Here is a 16,076-nt window from a genome sequence, read left to right as displayed (position 1 = left end):
GACCGGTTCCAGATGCGATTACGTCAGGCTAGAAGTCCGAGAACTGTTGGCGCAGTGCTCGTTTCAGAAGCTTTCCGGACGTGTTTTTGGGCAACTGCTGCACGAAATGCACGTGCTTGGGTACCTTGAAAGGCGCCAGATTTTCTCTGGCGTGACGGATCAAGCTTTCCGCATTCTGATCGGCCTCGGGGCGCAGTACGACAACCGCTGCAATGGCTTCAATCCATTTTTCATCCGGCACGCCAATCACCGCCACTTCATCGACATCAGGGTGCGTGTACAGCGCCTCCTCGACGTCTCGACTGGCAACCAGCACCCCACCGGTATTCACGATGTCCTTGATGCGATCCACAATCCAGATGTAGCCCTCTTCATCGCGATAACCGAGATCACCCGAGTGAAACCAGCCACCGGCAAAGGCCTCTTCGGTTTGCTCGGGCTTGTCCCAATAGCCCACCATCAACTGTGGCGACCGATGCACCAGCTCACCCTGCTGCCCTGGCGCACACTCTTCGCCGGTCGCAGGGTCAACAATCCGTGTTTCAACATTGAAAATGGGACGACCGCAGGATGCGGGCCGCTCAGCATGCTCTTCCGGCGCCAGTACCGTGGCCAGGGGGGCTATTTCACTTTGCCCATAGCAGTTATAAAGCCCGGAGTCGGGCAGACGCTCACCCAACTCTTTCACGATGGGCTCCGGCATGATGGATGCGCCGTAATACAGCTTCTGCAAATGCTGCAGCTCTGATTCGACAAACTGCGGATGACGCAGCAACGCGATCCAAACGGTGGGCGGTGCAAAGAAGCTGTTCAACCGCTTCTGTTTCAGCTGCTGCAGTATCAGCTCGGGGGTCGGTGTATCCAGCAGGCACGTGTAGGCACCCGATAACAGGGCCGGCATGGTAAACACATGCATCTGCGCGGAATGATACAGCGGCAGTGCCGCCAGACAGCGGTCGGCCTGCTTGATATCCAGATGCAACAGGCAGCTTACATATTCAGCCATCAGGGAGCGGTGCGTGTGCATCGCGCCCTTGGGATCTGACGTTGTACCGGAGGTGTACAAAATCTGGACCACGTCATTCTCATCCAGTGCAAGCTCCGGCGAATGCTCACTTCCGGCACTCTGTGCAACCATCAGCACATCGGTTTTACCTTCCACCCTGGCGTTACTGTGCAAACTGCCTTGCATGCTCAGGTTCAGCTGATCGCATACAGCATCGATGTGCCCCTTGAGGCTGTCGTCTGCAAACAGGGCACGTGCACCCGATTGCGTCAGGACATACACCAGCTCACGTTCGGTCAGTGAAAAATTCACGGGCACATGGATCAGACCCGCACGGGTGCATGCAAGCCAGAGAATCAGGTAGGCATCAGAGTTTTTGCCATACGCCGCAACACGGTCCCCCTTGTTAAGTCCCTGAGCCAACATGTGGTTTGCGACTTTATTGACGGCCGCGTTCAGCTCACGATAGGACCAGCAACGGTCCGCATACTCCAGGGCTATCTGCTGAGGATGCTGCACGGCAGCCCTGTGCAGAGCATCCCCGATGGTATTGCGATTGGCACGATCAATCTGCTTTTGGGTTTGAGCTTCCGAATTCATATTCACCTCTCGTTATTATTTTTTTACCCAGGCATTTAAACCCGCTCAGTTACGCAACGGGCGGCCTGTTTCCAACAGGGCCTGCATGCGCTGAACGGACTCAGGGTACTGCAGCAACGCCAGATTGCAGCGCCGCTCATGGTCAGCAAAGCGATCAAACCAACCGGGCTCGCTTGCCAGGTTCAACAGGTCAAGCAGGTGCTGTTCAAGTACCGCTTGATAGCCCTCAACAGCAAGTGGTTTGGCTGGTACGCAGTGCTGCAGCGCCGACAGCGTTGGCTGCCTGTGTTCGGGCGCATCGCGCAGCTGCCTGCACAGCGCCAGTGCATCCGACAACAGGCGATCCCGGTTCATGCTGATGCCATCACTGTCGCGCAGAAAGCCCCATTGACGAGCCTGCAGCGCCGAAGCGGTGACAGATGCCTCACTGATCAATGTAAATGTGTGCTGGATTGCCGCTGAAGCACCGAAGCGCTCTGCACTGCGGGCCAACAATTCTCGACATCCGCCCCACCCCGGAACAATCCCGACGCTGTTTTCCACCAATCCCAGCTGTGACTCGGCATGCGCCTGCACGGCATGACAGTGAAACATCAATTCAAGCCCCCCGCCCAGCGCTTTGCCCGCCACGGCGGCAACAACCGGGACAGGCGCCTGACGAATGGCCATGAACAGCTGCTGCCCACGCCGAATATAGCGATCAATGGCGCCGTCCTGAATTGTCATGGCGACAAATTCCTTCAGGTCAGCACCCGCAGCAAAAATGCCACTGGCACTGTACAGCACCAGCCCTTTATCAGCGGCAATGGCCTCGGCCAGAGCTGTTTCGATCTCATCCAGCAGCACGCTGCTGAGAGCATTCACCTTATGGCTGAACTCAAGACACCAGATATCCTGGTCCAACTCCCGCAACACACTGCGTTCGAACGCATGAATGGCTGGGCGGGCCACAATGCTCTGCCAGTCAATGATCCCTGCATCTCGGGAGATCGGACGGTATTGACCCTGCCAGTCCAGCTGTTCGGCATTTTTGTAGCAAGGTTGTCCAGACGCATTACGGACAAACGTCGAAAGGGAGCGACCTTCATCCTGCACACGTGCAGCAAACGCACTGACACCGATTCGATCCAACAACTCAAACGGGCCGAATCGCCAGTTGTAGCCCAGTCGCATGGCGGCGTCGATCGCATCAATTGCATCGGCTACGTCCGGCACCAGCCGCGTGGCGTAGTCCAGCACCCGTGACAGCACTCGCCAGGCATAAAGGCCCCCCTGATCATCGCTGGCCAGTAATTCGCTGATTTGCCCAGACTTCAACCCAGCGGATTGAAGCGTTACAGGTTCCGGTGCCCGGTGTTCCAGTGCGACCAGATCAAGCACTTCACGCTGTTTGCGGCCATCAGAATCCGTGAACTGCCGATAGAACCCCTGCAGAACCCTGCCCTTGCGACCGTACCACCCCCTGGCCAGCATATGTTCAATCACAGGCACAGCACCGGCGTATGCCTGGAACGGATCATCCTCTTCCAGCAGGCGTGCCAGACTCGCTGTCACTTCAGGCATGAGATCGATTCCGACCAGGTCCCAAAGCCCGAAAATGCCGGTTTTCGGGAATCCGCACACCTGCATCACTGCATCGGCGTCCTCAACACTCAACCCCATCGCGATGGCTTCCTGCAACGCAACCTGCATCCAGTAGACACCCAATCGGTTGGCGATAAAGCCTGGACGGTCATTGCAGTGAATCACCGTTTTACCCATGCCATGATCGATGAATAATCGCACCCGTTCCGCCACCTCCGGGCGCGTATCCTCAGAGCTGACAAGCTCCAGCAAGCGCATGTAGCGTGGCGGGTTGAAAAAATGGGTTACCACAAAGTGCTCACGCAGGCTCTGAGGCATCCCCTCCATCAGGGTTGCCAAGGGGATCGTGGAGGTGTTGGACGAAACAATCGCATCGGGTGCACGCACCGCTTCGATCCGTCGATACAGGTCCTGTTTGACATCAAGGCGCTCAACCACCACCTCAACAATCCAGTCAGCGTCTTTCAGCCTGTAGAGATCATCCTCCGTATTGCCGACCTGCACGCGTTCTGCGACCGTAGTGTCCATAAAAGCGCCTGCAGCACCGGCCTTGAGCATTCTTTCAACGGCACCCGCCGCAATTGCATTGCGCTCGGCGGCAGGCGCGTCTGGAGCGACATCTCTTGGCGGAATATCAAGCAACAGTACGTCAGCACCTGCATTGGCAGCCTGAGCGGCAATGCCAGCGCCCATAACACCGGCACCGATCACGGCAACCCTGCGGACAGGTTTTGATGTGTGCTGGTTACCCATTTTCACCCCTCCAGTCGCTCGATAATCAACGCAATACCCTGACCACCGCCGATGCACATGGTAATCAGCGCTCGGCGTTTACCCTGACGCTCCAGTTCATACAGTGCCTTGAGCGTAATGATGGAGCCGGTAGCGCCCACCGGATGCCCATGCGCAATCGCGCCACCATTGACGTTCACACGTGACGGATCGAACTCAAGACTTTGCGCAACCGCCATCGCCTGCGCTGCAAATGCCTCGTTGGATTCGATCAGATCAATGTCAGACATGGAGAGCCCGGCCTGTTGCAGGGCCTTCTTGACTGCCGGAATCGGCCCCAGTCCCATCAAGTGAGGCTCCACTCCAGCAAAGGCATAACTGACAAAACGCGCCCTGGCCTTAAGCCCACGCTGCTCCGCTTCCCGGCTCGACGTGATAACCAGCGCCGCTGCACCATCATTAATGCCCGACGCGTTGCCCGCCGTGACAATACCATCCTTTTTAAAGGCCGGACGCAGCTGCTGCAGACCAGCAAAGTCCACATCAGGGCGAACATGCTCATCAATGAAAAACGGCAGGGTTTCGCGGCCCTTTCGAACCGGTACCGAAACGATTTGATCGGTGAGGTAACCGGCATCAATGGCCGCCGCAGCCTTATGGTGGCTGTCACAGGCATATTGATCCAGCTGCTCTCGGGTAAACCCATACTGCTGCGCGATATTTTCTGCCGTGATCCCCATATGGCCACTGTCGAAGGGATCACTCAGAATGCCGACTGTCATATCCAGCGCAGGAGCATCCCCCATACGCTGCCCAAAGCGCATTTTCGGCAACAGATAGGCACCCTGGCTCATGCTCTCCGCCCCACCGGCCAGGGCAATACGGCTGGCACCGGACTGGATCATTTGCGCCGCCGAAATCAGGGACTGAACGGAAGAGCCACACAGGCGGTTAACGTTCAATGCAGCCGAGCTGTCCGGCAAACCACAGTTGCGCGCAATATGACGTGACAGGTAGGCATCCTGCGGGCTCGTTGTGATGATATGTCCAAACACGGCGTGATCGATCTCGCCGGCATCAACTCCGGCACGTTCAATAGCTGCGCGGCCTGCAAAAGTACCCAGTTCGGCCGGTGTATAGGCTGCAAGGCTGCCACCAAAGCCACCAATTGCCGTGCGGGCCCCGGCGACGATCACTACATCCTGCAACATGAGAGTCTCGCTCATCGTAAAATCCTCTTATTGTTCTGTCAGGCCACACGGCCAAGCATGTCGCGCGCAATCACTTCCTTCATGATTTCGGAAGTACCGGCATAAATGGTCTGGATGCGCGCATCCACGTAGAAGCGCGAAATGGGGTATTCCAGTGTGTAGCCATAACCGCCGAACAGTTGCAGGCAGCGATCGATGCTGCTGCACTGCATCTCGCTGAGCATCAGCTTCAGCGTTGCGGCATCGACAGGGCTCATCTGCCCTGCTCTGTATCGCTGCAGGCACTGGTTGAAATAGGCACGCCCCATTTCCAGCTCGGCACGCACCTGTGCCAGCGTGAAGCGTGAGTTCTGGAAATCAGCGATGCGCTGACCAAACGCATGACGTTCCTGCACGTATTCCAGCGTCAGCTGCATGGCCCCTTCGATGGCACCCAGCGCCTGGGCTGCAACACCCAAACGCTCACGCGGCAGTTCCTGCATCAGATAGGCAAACCCCTTCCCGGCTTCTCCAAGCAGGGCCTCGTTGGGCACGATGAGATCATCAAAAAAGAGTTCCGCGGTATCGCTGGCGTGCTGCCCGATCTTGCGGATTGACTTGCCGCGTGAGAATCCCGGCAGGCGCGTGTCAACCAGAAACAGCGATACACCACGGGCACCGGCGGTCGGGTCAGTCTTGGCACAGACAATCACCATATCCGCCAGCTGACCGTTTGTGATGAACACCTTGGTGCCATTCAACTTCCAGCCTGACTCAACCTTTTCAGCGGTGGTGCGCATGGCGGCCAGATCACTGCCGGCACCCGGCTCGGTCATGGCAATGGCACCCAGTACCTCACCACTGGCCATGCGCGGCAACCAATACTGTTGTTGAGCGTCAGAGCCGAGGTGCAGCAGATAGGGGATCACAATATTGGCGTGGATGTTGTAGCCGCTGGCCAGACCACCAAACCCCTGCCGGGAGATCTCTTCACAGATCATCAGGCAGATTTCAACCCCGGCCCCCGAGCCACCCAGTGCCTCGGGCAGATCAACACCCAGCAGGCCGGCCTCACCCAGTTTGCACCAGACTTCTCGCGGCAGCTGGTGTGCCGCTTCCCATTCTTCATAGTCAGGTGCCACTTCCTGCTGCAGAATGCGTCTGACCATTTCCTGAAACAGCGCGCGATCCTCGTCCTCTGCCGCTTCATGATTCAGGTTGTGCATCTGTGTATTCATACTAAGCCCTTTATTGTTGTTTTTACCCGGGGCCACCGGCCGGTTGACCATTAGGGCCATTTAATGCCTTTAAAAAGGCGCTTTGAATGACAATACCGGTCGTTTTAATTGATCGAAATGGCCAAGTTCTGATGCAGCTTTGCAGAATGCTTGGCATGACCTGAGCCGTTCTGCACAATGGCGAGATGTCAGCACATGAGCTTCCACGCCCTTCCCACAAGGCGCACATCGCCAACCATTTCATCAATGCTTGCCTCAGCGGTGCACTGCGGCGTGGCGCGTGTCGTGATACCTTGCTTCACGAGGCCAGTATTCCAGTGGACTGGGTCAATCGCCCTGAAATGCTGCTCACCGAGCAACAATTGAGTGATCTCATCCGTGCCGTTTGGCGCTTTACCCATTGCGAGTTCATGGGGCTATCGCCAAGTATTTGCAGAAGAGGTGTATTTGCACTGATGGCAGAATTGGCCTGCGGGGCCAAAACACTGGGCGGCATGTTGCGCCAGAGTGCCCGCTTTTATCGGGCGGTTACGGATGATCTCGATATTGGGCTTGATCCTGAAGACGATGCCTCGCTGGTGTTCTACAGCCTGCACCTGAAGCATGACGGAGAAGACCCGGATCACCTGCTGCAGGAGTTCATGCTGTTGATGTGGCAGCGTTTCGCGAGTTGGCTGGTCGGTCAGCAGATTCCCGTGGCAAGTACCAGTTTCGCCTACCCTACCCCTGGTCATGCCGCGTCATACCGCGCCATGTTTCTGGGTGAGTTGCTATACGAACAGGAGCGCTGCGGGTTTTGCATGCACCCGCGTTTTCTACAACTGCCGATCGTCCGAAATGCAAGTGAGCTGGACTCTTTCCTGCAGGACTGCCCCGCGGTGATACTGCGTCGACCGGTGCGTGACAGCAGTTTGCAAACCCGCGTAAAGGTCCTGCTGCAGCGGCACGATCTGGACAGCATGCCCGATCTTGAGGATATCAGCCGACATCTGCTGATAACCCCCCGAACCTTGCGTCGCCGTCTTCAAGATGAAGGTACATCGATCAGGATGATCAAGGAATCCTTGCGACAGGACTTTGCCATGAAGCTGCTCAACAACGAGCATTTGAGTATTCAGGAAGTGGCCGAGCAAACCGGCTTTGCCGAGCCAGCCGCCTTTTGCCGCGCATTCAAGCGTTGGACCGGGCAATCACCCATGCGATGGCGCAGGACATCAGCAGTCCAGTAACAGCTACTGGGCTGCCAGAGGAAGACCGAATACGCGATCAAACCCCCAGTTGTAGATAAAGGTAAAAAACACGAAAAACAGCGTCAGGCCGGCATCAAGGAGGAACGCGTCAAACAGACTCAGCTGCAGCCACCAGGCAAACAGAGGCAGCGTTAACAGCAATAAACTGACTTCAAAACCAGCCGCATGACCGACACGGCGCACGAGGCTGCGACCCCGCGTGGTCTGACGGGCTTCCCAGCATTCGAACAGCAGGTTGTAGATGAAATTCCAGCTGACCGCGATCAACACGGTCAGTGCACCTAATACACCCGCGTGCGCCAGCCCCTCATCCGACAGCACATTGAAGGTAATACTCAGCAATACCAGCGCAAGTCCTTCATACAGTACAACGTACGTCAGCCTGCGTTTCAGCCCCTGCATGATCTGCCTCAAACCAAAAAGGCGCATTCTATCCCGCCCGTTTCGCAAGCTCCAGTGGATTGACTCCAGCGCCCGTGGCAGCTACGTTTGCTGCCTGTGCCACGGATCTTTCCTGGCCCGTTGTCATTGCCCTTGTTACTACAGGTTGCCCATGTCCACACCCATACGTCTTACCCAGTACAGTCACGGCGCCGGTTGTGGCTGCAAGATCTCCCCTGCCGTGCTCGACACAATTCTCTCAGGCAGTGGCAGCCAGACACTGGACCCTAACCTTTGGGTCGGTAACGCATCACGCGATGATGCTGCCGTGTACGCCATTGATGACCACACCGGCATCGTCTCCACTACCGATTTTTTCATGCCGATCGTGGATGACCCGTTCGATTTTGGCCGCATCGCCGCCACCAACGCGATCAGCGATATCTATGCCATGGGCGGATCACCGCTGATGGCGATTGCGATTCTGGGCTGGCCGATCAATCTGATCCCCGCCGAAATCGCGGGTGACGTGATACGCGGCGCCCGCGCAGTCTGTGATCTGGCGGGTATTCCGCTGGCAGGTGGGCACTCGATTGATGCACCGGAGCCGATCTTCGGTCTGGCCGTTACCGGTCGCGTCGACAAGGCACAGCTCAAGCGCAACGACACGGCCAGAGCCGGTGATCAGCTTTACCTCACCAAGCCATTGGGGATCGGTATTCTCACCACCGCCGAAAAACAGGGCAAGCTGCGCACCGAGGATCAGGGGGTCGCCACCGAGCTGATGTGTACCCTCAACCGTGCCGGACAGCGTTTTGCAACGCTTGCAGGCGTCTCCGCCATGACCGATGTCACCGGCTTTGGCCTGCTTGGTCACCTGGTGGAAATGGCCGACGGCAGCAAGTTGACCGCCGAGCTGGACTACAGCGCGGTGCCCCGTATCGCATCGGTTGAGCACTACCTGTCACAGGGTTGTGTGCCAGGCGGAACCGGGCGCAACTTTGACAGCTATGGCCACCGCGTCAGCGCCCTTTCAGATGATCAGAAGCAGTTGCTGTGTGACCCACAAACCAGTGGCGGCCTGCTGGTGGCTGTTTCACCCGAGTCCAGCCATGAGTTCCTGGCCGCAGCGGACGAACTGGGGCTGTCGCTTGAGCCGATCGGTCAGCTGACCGAGACTCGTGAATACGCGGTTGAGCTAAACTGATGCGCCCCGACAGTCTGGATTATCGCGCGATTCTGCTCAGCGGCGTGGCGCTGATGGATACCCGCGCTCCGGTGGAGTTTACCAAGGGCGCCTTCCCCACCAGCGTTAACCTGCCGCTGATGAGTGACGAAGAACGTCACAAGGTCGGTACCTGCTACAAGCGCCACGGTCAGGAGGCGGCCATTACGCTCGGGCACCGCCTGGTCAGCGGTGAGATCAAGGCTGAGCGGGTGCAGGCCTGGGTTGATTTTGCCACAGCGAACCCCGAGGGATACCTGTACTGCTTTCGCGGTGGTCTGCGTTCGCGTACCACTCAGCAATGGCTGAAAGAGGCCGGTATTGACTACCCGCTCATTAAGGGTGGCTACAAGGCATTGCGCGGCTTTCTGATCGATACGCTGGAACAGGCCACACAGCAGTGCCACTTTGTCCGTCTGGGCGGCTTGACCGGCTGCGGCAAGACCGAGCTGTTACATCAGCTCGATCACGCAGTGGATCTTGAAGGTCACGCCAACCATCGCGGCTCCAGCTTTGGCCGTCATGCCAGCCCGCAGCCCACCCAAATCAACTTTGAAAACGCACTGGCGCTGGAGATTCTGCGCAAGCGCGATGCCGGTTTTGATACGCTGGTGGTGGAAGATGAAAACCGTGCCATCGGCAGCTGCGCCACACCACTGCCGCTGCATTTGCGTTTCAAGGCCGCCCCGCTGGTCTGGCTGGAGGAGCCCATCGAGCAGCGTATCGAGCGCATTCTGAAGGACTATGTGATCGACCTGTCAGCCGAGTTTATCCAGCAACAGGGCGAAACTGCAGGGTTCGACGCCTTTGCCCAACGCCTGCGCAACAGCCTTGGCAACATCGTCAAGCGACTGGGCAGCGAGCGTCATCAGCGCTTGGCAGCGTTAATGGATCAGTCCCTTGAGGCACAGCGACACGGCGGCGAAACCGGCCTTCACCGTGACTGGATCAACGCTCTGTTGAACGAGTACTACGACCCGATGTACGCCTACCAAAGCGAGCGCAACGCGCAACCGGTTCTGCTCAAGGGCAACCGCTCAGAGGTGAAGGCTTTTCTGCAGTCGCTCACACCAGCTTCACGATAATGTCGTGCAGCACATTGGCGGCCGCGTGCAGGCGGCGCGAACCGTCCATCAGGTGGTGGTAGATCTCGCGCTTTTTCAGCATTTCGGTCGTCACCTCTCCCTGAAACAGCTCCGCCAGGCTGCGCCGGTATAGCCGCTCGATATGACGGTGTGCCCGGCGCGCATCATGGGCGCCCTGTACCGCTCCGGCCGGGTCAATACTGAGGGTGCGAAAGCCCTGTTCCAGGGCCTCACAACCCTGCATCAACTCCTCCACTATAGCCTGCATGTGGGAGTCCGGTGCGATACCGAAATCCAGCAACTCATTGATGGTGCTCTTGCAGTGAGTGATGATCCAGTCCAGTGATTCGATGGCCCGGTAGATATCCTCGCGGTCGATCGGGGTGGAGAACGCACGATTGAGATAGCGAATGTTGCGTACTTTCAGCGTATCGGCAGCATGTTCATCCTGACACAACAGCTCTTCCAACTCTGCCGAAGGCCCATGCATGTAACGATGCAGATTACTGATGGTTTCTGTCACCATCTCGCTCTGCTCGGCCAGCAGAGCGAAGAAGTCCGCTGGGCGAGGAATCATACGATCCAGCAGGCGTTGCAGTACGCCCTCTTTTTCCGTTTCAGCCATAGGTGGCTCCATTTCAATAGCGATTCAGGGCGCCAACCCAATCAGGCGCAGCAACAGATAGCACAACACCGCCAAAACGCCTGCGCCGGGAATGGTCACCAACCAGGTGACACCGATCTCTCGTGCCTTGGCCCAGCGTACGGCCCGAGGACGCTCCGCTGCGCCGATCCCCATAATGGATGACGACACAACATGGGTGGTCGATACCGGCGCCCCCACCAACGAGGCCATAAATACCACCCCCGCCGATGTCAGCTGTGAATTGAGGGCATGCAACGGGCGAATCTTGTAGATTGAGAACGCCAGCGTGCGCACGATTTTCCAGCCGCCCAGCACCGTGCCCAGCGTAATGGCGCTGGCACAAAGCAGGATCACCCAAAACGGCACCTGAAACTCATCCAGCTGGCCACTCAACAACAAACACAGGGTGAGAATCCCCATGCTTTTCTGTGCATCGTTGGCTCCATGTGAAAACGCCAGGCCGGCCGTGGTCAGCCACTGGGCACCGCGCAGCTCGCGATTGACCAGCGGACTGGCCGAACGCAGCAGTACCAACATAACCCGCTGCAGCACAAAGCCGAACCAGAACCCGATCAGGGGCGACAGCACCAGCGCCAGCAGCACCTTGGTCACACCCGTCATGCGACCTTGCGCCAGCTCCTGCACACCCCAGACCACCTGATCCGGCCCGGCCGACACCATCACCACTCCGCAGAGGCCACCGACCAGCGCATGGGATGAGGAAGACGGCAGGCCCCGCCACCAGGTGATCAAGTTCCAGGCCGTGGCCGCAAACAGACCGCACAGCACTACCGTCAGTGACAACGTGGTCGGCAGGTCGTCCAGCGTCACGAAATTGCCGATGGTATTGGCCACCGCCGTACCGCCCAGCACCGGCCCAAGAAAGGTAAAGGTGCCCACCATCAGCACCGATTGCACCGGCGACATGGCACGCGATGCGATGACCGACGCCACCATGTTGGAGGCGTCATGAAACCCGTTGGTGAAGTCGAACAGCACCACCATGGCGCTGGCGAGCAGGATAAACAGCCAGACTGTATCCATACGTAATCAAAATCCTTGCGGAATGTTCTGCAAGCATAGCAAAGCCACAAAGGATGCAGGCATTTAATAGGTACGCAGGCGCGTTAGTTGCTGCTGAGTGCCAGTTTCAGGCCATAGCCGATGAATCCGGCACCAACACCGGTCTTGGCAATTGCGCCAATGCCCCGGCGCGCCTGAAAACGCCCTTTCAGGAACACCATGCCCAGAATCAGGCTCGCCAGATAGGTCTGGCTGATGACCTGCACCATCACACCCAGCAGGGTGAAGGTCAGCAAGGGGGTGTGGTAGTTCGGGTCAACGAACTGGATGAAAAACGACATAAAGAACAGGATCGCCTTGGGGTTCAGCAGACTGATGGTCAACGCCACTTTAAAAGGGCTGCGGCCACTGCCGGATGGAATATCGGCCAGCACCTGCTGATCCCGGTCACGCTTGAACGCCGAGCGCAGTAAACCCAGCCCCAGCCAGACCAGATACAGGGCACCGGCATACTTGAGCAGATTGAACAGCCAGGGCGTTGTCTGCACCAGCGAGGCCACCCCAGCCACCGACAGCGTCATCAGCACCAGATCGCCGCAGAACACACCTGCGGCGCCCTTGAAACCGGCTCCTACCCCGTTGCGGGCAGCGGTGGTCATCACATACATGGAGTTGGGCCCCGGCAGCAGCACGATCACGATTGTACCGATGATAAATGTCGCAAGGTCTGTGATACCGAACATGTCAGGGGCTCCATGCAGAAAAGCGGGAATTCAGATAATAAGTGCGACACTCATGGTTGAACGGCGAGAGGTGGCCAACTGCCGAAGGTGGTACGCTTCAGCTCGCCAAAGTCAAAGTAAGTATCACCATGAGTTATCAGCAGTTGACCGAGGGGAAACGATACCAGATATCGGCTCTCCTTACGCAGGGATATTCGCCGGCAGCGATCGCTACTGTAGTTGAAGTTCATCGCTCCACAGTCTACCGGGAGATGAAGCGTAACAGTCATGACGGGGTGTATGAGCCCGAGGAAGCGCATGCCAGAAGCCATGCACGTCGAGTCATGGCACGCAAATACAGAGTGCCGGAGCAGACCGTCATGTATGTGGAACTGACATTGTCCTGGCACTGGAGTCCGGAACAGATCAGCGGTATCGGCAAGCTCATTGGTCTGCCGGTGAGCCATGAGTGGATATACCGTCATGTCGCTGCCGATAAGGCCCGTGGCGGCAAGCTCTACAAGACATTGCGCCAAGGACACAAACGGTACCGCAAGGGCAGCAACAGCAAGCGTGCGGTCATCCCGGAGCCGATTTCGATCGACGATCGTCCGGCCATCGTGGACACGCGAGAGCGTTTTGGTGACTGGGAGGTCGATACCGTTCTGGGCAAGCATGGTAGCGGTGCGTTGGTCACGCTGGCGGAGCGCAAGAGTCGCCTGTATCTGGTCCGCAGGGTCGACGCCAAGCGGGCTACGGACGTGCGGGATGCGATCATCGATATGCTCATGCCCTATGCGGACCATGTGCATACAATCACGGCGGACAACGGCAGCGAGTTCGTCGAACACAAGGCCGTAGCGGAAGCGCTGGGGGCGGAGTTCTACTTTGCACACCCGTACTCCTCATGGGAGCGTGGACTGAACGAGAACTTCAACGGGCTGCTGCGGCAGTTCATCCCGAAGGGTACGGATCTGAGGCTGATTACGGATGAAGATGTGCGGTGGGCAGAGAAGAGGTTAAACCTGAGGCCGCGTAAATGCCTCGGATTCAGGCAGCCAGAAATGGTGTTCCAAGAATACCTTCAGGCTGCATAGGCGAGTGTCGCACTTCGGAGTTGAATTCGCGAGTGCATATTACGCCTAACCCTCCAGCCTGCCTACTGCCGAGTGGCTCTGCGTTGATACCGAGATACGAATTGAATCCTTCGGCGAAAGTAATTAACATATTAAGTTAATCAAGGAGATCCCGATGAGCATCAAACTGTCTGTTGTCGACCAGTCACCGGTACACGGTTCACACCCGAAAATTGACGCCCCGCGCCTCACCATTGAGCTGGCCCAGCTGTGTGACACGCTGGGATACCACCGCTACTGGGTGGCTGAACACCACGACAGCATTCACTTTGCCAACCCCTGCCCCGAGATTCTGGTGGCTACCATCGCCAGCCTGACCCAGAACATCCGTGTGGGCAGCGGTGGCGTCATGCTGTCGCACTACAGTCCGCTGAAAGTGGCTGAAACCTTCGGCATGATGGCGACCCTCAACAACGGTCGCATCGACCTGGGCATTGGCCGCGCTCCCGGCGGCACCGGCCTCACCTCGCAGGCGTTGGCCTACCCCCATCAGCCGCATCACGGCGACCTGTATGCCCAGCAGGCCCAGATGCTGGCAGGCTTCGTGAACGCCAACCTGCCAGCTGAACACCCCTACAGCCGTATCAACGTGCTGCCTGACAGCATCAAGCCCGAGCTTTGGATGCTGGGCTCAAGCGGCGGCAGCGCAGGCCTGGCTGGCCACCTGGGCTACAACATTGCCCTGGCCCGCTTCATCGACCCGGACAATTGCCACCCCTCCATTTTTGATACCTACGGCGAAGAGTGGAAGCAGGCCGGTCATGAAGGCACACCCAACAAGATGCTCGCTATTGCCTGCATCTGCGCCGACACCGAAGAAGAAGCCAAGCTGCGCGCCGGTACCGCCGTGTACCGCAAACTGGCGGCACAGATGGGCCAGCGCGAAGACTTCCTGACTCCGTCACAGGTACAGGACCGCTACCGCGAACTGCCCGCTTCATATCAGGCCGAATACGACCACATCCTGAACGGCTACACCGTCGGTACGCCTGACCAGTGCTGGCAGGAGATGGAACAGCTTGCAAGTCAGTTCGGCTGTGATGAAATCGCCACCGTGTGCGTGACGTACAGCCATCATGACCGCATGGACAGCTATCGCCTGTTGGCCAAACACCTGTAACACCGACAGGGCTGAGACCGGGCACACAATCGGCCGGATCTCAGCCCCGTATTGGGGACATAATCTCTGAAGTAGCTGTAAACTTATCGCGCATATAGCGTGTTTGCCTTGAGCTTTTCCGGGGAAACGGGCCAGAACCCTAATCCCGAAAGTGGGGAGTAGGTCATGCACACCTAAACCAGAAAAGTGTGCGCGTCGTGCTGGGCTAACTCCCCCTCTTAGACCTGATCACGAACTCACTCGGAACAGACTTCCTTTACAGGTAAACCATCCTTCAATGAATAGTATTCTCGACAACCTTTTGCACTCTTTCTTAAACCGATATCCACTGCATCCATAACCTCAAAAACGCTGACCATTCCACTGTTATCCCAGTCCATATCAGACCATTTATAATCTTTAGAAAGGCCTAATCCAATAAATATAATAAAATATAAAACCGTTAATAAAAAAAGAGAAAAAACCATCTTTTTCATATTTACTCAACCATTTTCCTAGCCCAAGGAGGATTCTCAAACCTTTGTGGGGAGGTGATCGTGGAATGACATATTCATCACCTATAAGCCCTTCCTCTTTCAAACCATCGTATAGTCCCTGAGGAGTAACACTTACCCCCATATCGAAACCTAACTGTTCCACACCATTTTCAAGCGGATCGCCGCAGTTATGTCCCAGCGCTCTATAGCTACCTTTTCCCTGTTGCCATGCCAGCCTCTTTTCTAGCTATTCTTCTTGAGCGAACGTTAGGTTCAATTTCAAGGCTTTCTTTTTCACTTCAGAGCCAGGAGAGATATTAGGCATACCATGCAGATTAAAGAGGCATAATGGAAAACATTCTTTGCAAGAATAGTAATTTCGCCCGATTTTCTGATTTGCGGAAATTCACTTTCCTTATGACATCCAGTTTTTAAGAAATCATCATAAAGTGATGTATTTCTCATCAATATAGTTAAAACTCCCCATGGGTTACCTAATTTATCCATAGTTTTATTCACATGAAGTCTCATTTTTTTAGCAAGAAAAACACCAAAAGCCAAATATAAAAATAAAGAAACACCTGAAATTATTACCGCCACAATAAAAACCGTATTAATAAAACCATAAACATTCATATCTAATCCCATAATTTATAGTCAGG

15 protein-coding genes are annotated in these 16,076 nt (G+C 56.6%); 5 read left to right on the top strand and 10 right to left on the bottom strand.

Annotation, left to right across the window (positions count from 1 at the left end):
- Positions 1-28 precede the first annotated feature (28 nt).
- From ACAM29_RS04755 to ACAM29_RS04740, 4 genes are read right to left on the bottom strand one after another with little or no spacing between them, the layout of a single operon-like run.
- Positions 29-1,606, bottom strand: a complete 1,578-nt coding sequence (locus tag ACAM29_RS04755; protein ID WP_369623388.1) for a fatty acyl-CoA synthetase — start codon at positions 1,604-1,606, stop codon at positions 29-31.
- A gap of 45 nt (positions 1,607-1,651) precedes the next feature.
- Complete coding sequence (locus tag ACAM29_RS04750) at positions 1,652-3,943, bottom strand: 3-hydroxyacyl-CoA dehydrogenase/enoyl-CoA hydratase family protein (protein WP_369623387.1); 2,292 nt, start codon at positions 3,941-3,943, stop codon at positions 1,652-1,654.
- 2 nt (positions 3,944-3,945) lie between these two features.
- Positions 3,946-5,148 carry a beta-ketothiolase BktB gene (gene bktB / locus ACAM29_RS04745; RefSeq protein WP_369623386.1) on the bottom strand — a complete coding sequence of 401 codons (1,203 nt, stop codon included), beginning with the start codon at positions 5,146-5,148 and terminating at the stop codon, positions 3,946-3,948.
- Between the two features lie 23 nt (positions 5,149-5,171).
- Positions 5,172-6,350, bottom strand: a complete 1,179-nt coding sequence (locus tag ACAM29_RS04740) for an acyl-CoA dehydrogenase family protein (protein WP_369623385.1) — start codon at positions 6,348-6,350, stop codon at positions 5,172-5,174.
- Between the two features lie 185 nt (positions 6,351-6,535).
- Here ACAM29_RS04740 and ACAM29_RS04735 point away from each other — a divergent pair, with 185 nt between their 5' ends.
- Positions 6,536-7,579, top strand: coding sequence for an AraC family transcriptional regulator ligand-binding domain-containing protein (locus ACAM29_RS04735; RefSeq protein WP_369623384.1), 1,044 nt, complete (start codon positions 6,536-6,538; stop codon positions 7,577-7,579).
- Between the two features lie 3 nt (positions 7,580-7,582).
- Here the strand turns inward: ACAM29_RS04735 and ACAM29_RS04730 are convergent, their stop codons facing one another.
- The gene (locus tag ACAM29_RS04730) at positions 7,583-8,029 is read right to left on the bottom strand and encodes a PACE efflux transporter (protein ID WP_242529954.1); all 447 of its coding nucleotides are present in this window, start codon (positions 8,027-8,029) and stop codon (positions 7,583-7,585) included.
- Positions 8,030-8,153: 124 nt separating this feature from the next.
- Between ACAM29_RS04730 and selD the strand changes: the two genes are divergently transcribed.
- Positions 8,154-9,188, top strand: a complete 1,035-nt coding sequence (selD, locus tag ACAM29_RS04725; protein ID WP_369623383.1) for a selenide, water dikinase SelD — start codon at positions 8,154-8,156, stop codon at positions 9,186-9,188.
- The gene (gene mnmH, locus ACAM29_RS04720; RefSeq protein ID WP_369623382.1) at positions 9,188-10,291 is read left to right on the top strand and encodes a tRNA 2-selenouridine(34) synthase MnmH; all 1,104 of its coding nucleotides are present in this window, start codon (positions 9,188-9,190) and stop codon (positions 10,289-10,291) included. The genes selD and mnmH overlap by 1 nt, the downstream gene beginning before the upstream one ends.
- On the opposite strand, the gene ACAM29_RS04715 is transcribed toward mnmH, so the two are convergent.
- From ACAM29_RS04715 to leuE, 3 genes are all read right to left on the bottom strand, one after another.
- Entirely contained in the window at positions 10,272-10,916 is a 645-nt protein-coding gene (locus ACAM29_RS04715) for a DUF47 domain-containing protein (protein ID WP_206834320.1), read from the bottom strand. The genes mnmH and ACAM29_RS04715 overlap by 20 nt on opposite strands.
- 24 nt (positions 10,917-10,940) lie before the next feature.
- Positions 10,941-11,981 (bottom strand): anion permease, encoded by a 1,041-nt coding sequence (locus tag ACAM29_RS04710; RefSeq protein ID WP_369623381.1) that lies wholly within the window; start codon positions 11,979-11,981, stop codon positions 10,941-10,943.
- An 83-nt stretch (positions 11,982-12,064) separates the two neighbouring features.
- Positions 12,065-12,703, bottom strand: coding sequence for a leucine efflux protein LeuE (leuE, locus tag ACAM29_RS04705; protein ID WP_369623380.1), 639 nt, complete (start codon positions 12,701-12,703; stop codon positions 12,065-12,067).
- 128 nt (positions 12,704-12,831) lie between these two features.
- Here leuE and ACAM29_RS04700 point away from each other — a divergent pair, with 128 nt between their 5' ends.
- The gene (locus tag ACAM29_RS04700; protein WP_369622921.1) at positions 12,832-13,779 is read left to right on the top strand and encodes an IS30 family transposase; all 948 of its coding nucleotides are present in this window, start codon (positions 12,832-12,834) and stop codon (positions 13,777-13,779) included.
- 154 nt (positions 13,780-13,933) lie between these two features.
- Positions 13,934-14,938 carry an MsnO8 family LLM class oxidoreductase gene (locus ACAM29_RS04695; RefSeq protein WP_369623379.1) on the top strand — a complete coding sequence of 335 codons (1,005 nt, stop codon included), beginning with the start codon at positions 13,934-13,936 and terminating at the stop codon, positions 14,936-14,938.
- A gap of 236 nt (positions 14,939-15,174) precedes the next feature.
- Here ACAM29_RS04695 and ACAM29_RS04690 read toward each other — a convergent pair whose 3' ends face one another.
- Positions 15,175-15,414, bottom strand: coding sequence for a hypothetical protein (locus ACAM29_RS04690; RefSeq protein ID WP_369623378.1), 240 nt, complete (start codon positions 15,412-15,414; stop codon positions 15,175-15,177).
- Between the two features lie 294 nt (positions 15,415-15,708).
- On the bottom strand, positions 15,709-16,062 hold the full coding sequence (locus tag ACAM29_RS04685; RefSeq protein WP_369623377.1) for a hypothetical protein: 354 nt from the start codon (positions 16,060-16,062) through the stop codon (positions 15,709-15,711).
- Positions 16,063-16,076: the final 14 nt, after the last annotated feature.

The organism is Marinobacterium sp. BA1 (genome assembly GCF_041155135.1).
Classification (GTDB): Bacteria; Pseudomonadota; Gammaproteobacteria; order Pseudomonadales; family Balneatricaceae; genus Marinobacterium; species Marinobacterium iners.
This window is presented reverse-complemented; position numbering and strand designations above follow the sequence as displayed.

Bases quoted from the DNA above. Each gene is read 5' to 3' on its own strand.
- ACAM29_RS04730 (WP_242529954.1), bottom strand. From the start codon at position 8,029: ATGCGCCTTTTTGGTTTGAGGCAGATCATGCAGGGGCTGAAACGCAGG.
- ACAM29_RS04710 (WP_369623381.1), bottom strand. From the start codon at position 11,981: ATGGATACAGTCTGGCTGTTTATCCTGCTCGCCAGCGCCATGGTGGTG.
- ACAM29_RS04690 (WP_369623378.1), bottom strand. From the start codon at position 15,414: ATGAAAAAGATGGTTTTTTCTCTTTTTTTATTAACGGTTTTATATTTT.
- selD (WP_369623383.1), top strand. From the start codon at position 8,154: ATGTCCACACCCATACGTCTTACCCAGTACAGTCACGGCGCCGGTTGT.
- ACAM29_RS04740 (WP_369623385.1), bottom strand. From the start codon at position 6,350: ATGAATACACAGATGCACAACCTGAATCATGAAGCGGCAGAGGACGAG.
- leuE (WP_369623380.1), bottom strand. From the start codon at position 12,703: ATGTTCGGTATCACAGACCTTGCGACATTTATCATCGGTACAATCGTG.
- ACAM29_RS04735 (WP_369623384.1), top strand. From the start codon at position 6,536: ATGTCAGCACATGAGCTTCCACGCCCTTCCCACAAGGCGCACATCGCC.
- ACAM29_RS04755 (WP_369623388.1), bottom strand. From the start codon at position 1,606: ATGAATTCGGAAGCTCAAACCCAAAAGCAGATTGATCGTGCCAATCGC.
- ACAM29_RS04685 (WP_369623377.1), bottom strand. From the start codon at position 16,062: ATGGGATTAGATATGAATGTTTATGGTTTTATTAATACGGTTTTTATT.
- ACAM29_RS04715 (WP_206834320.1), bottom strand. From the start codon at position 10,916: ATGGCTGAAACGGAAAAAGAGGGCGTACTGCAACGCCTGCTGGATCGT.
- bktB (WP_369623386.1), bottom strand. From the start codon at position 5,148: ATGAGCGAGACTCTCATGTTGCAGGATGTAGTGATCGTCGCCGGGGCC.
- ACAM29_RS04750 (WP_369623387.1), bottom strand. From the start codon at position 3,943: ATGGGTAACCAGCACACATCAAAACCTGTCCGCAGGGTTGCCGTGATC.
- mnmH (WP_369623382.1), top strand. From the start codon at position 9,188: ATGCGCCCCGACAGTCTGGATTATCGCGCGATTCTGCTCAGCGGCGTG.
- ACAM29_RS04700 (WP_369622921.1), top strand. From the start codon at position 12,832: ATGAGTTATCAGCAGTTGACCGAGGGGAAACGATACCAGATATCGGCT.
- ACAM29_RS04695 (WP_369623379.1), top strand. From the start codon at position 13,934: ATGAGCATCAAACTGTCTGTTGTCGACCAGTCACCGGTACACGGTTCA.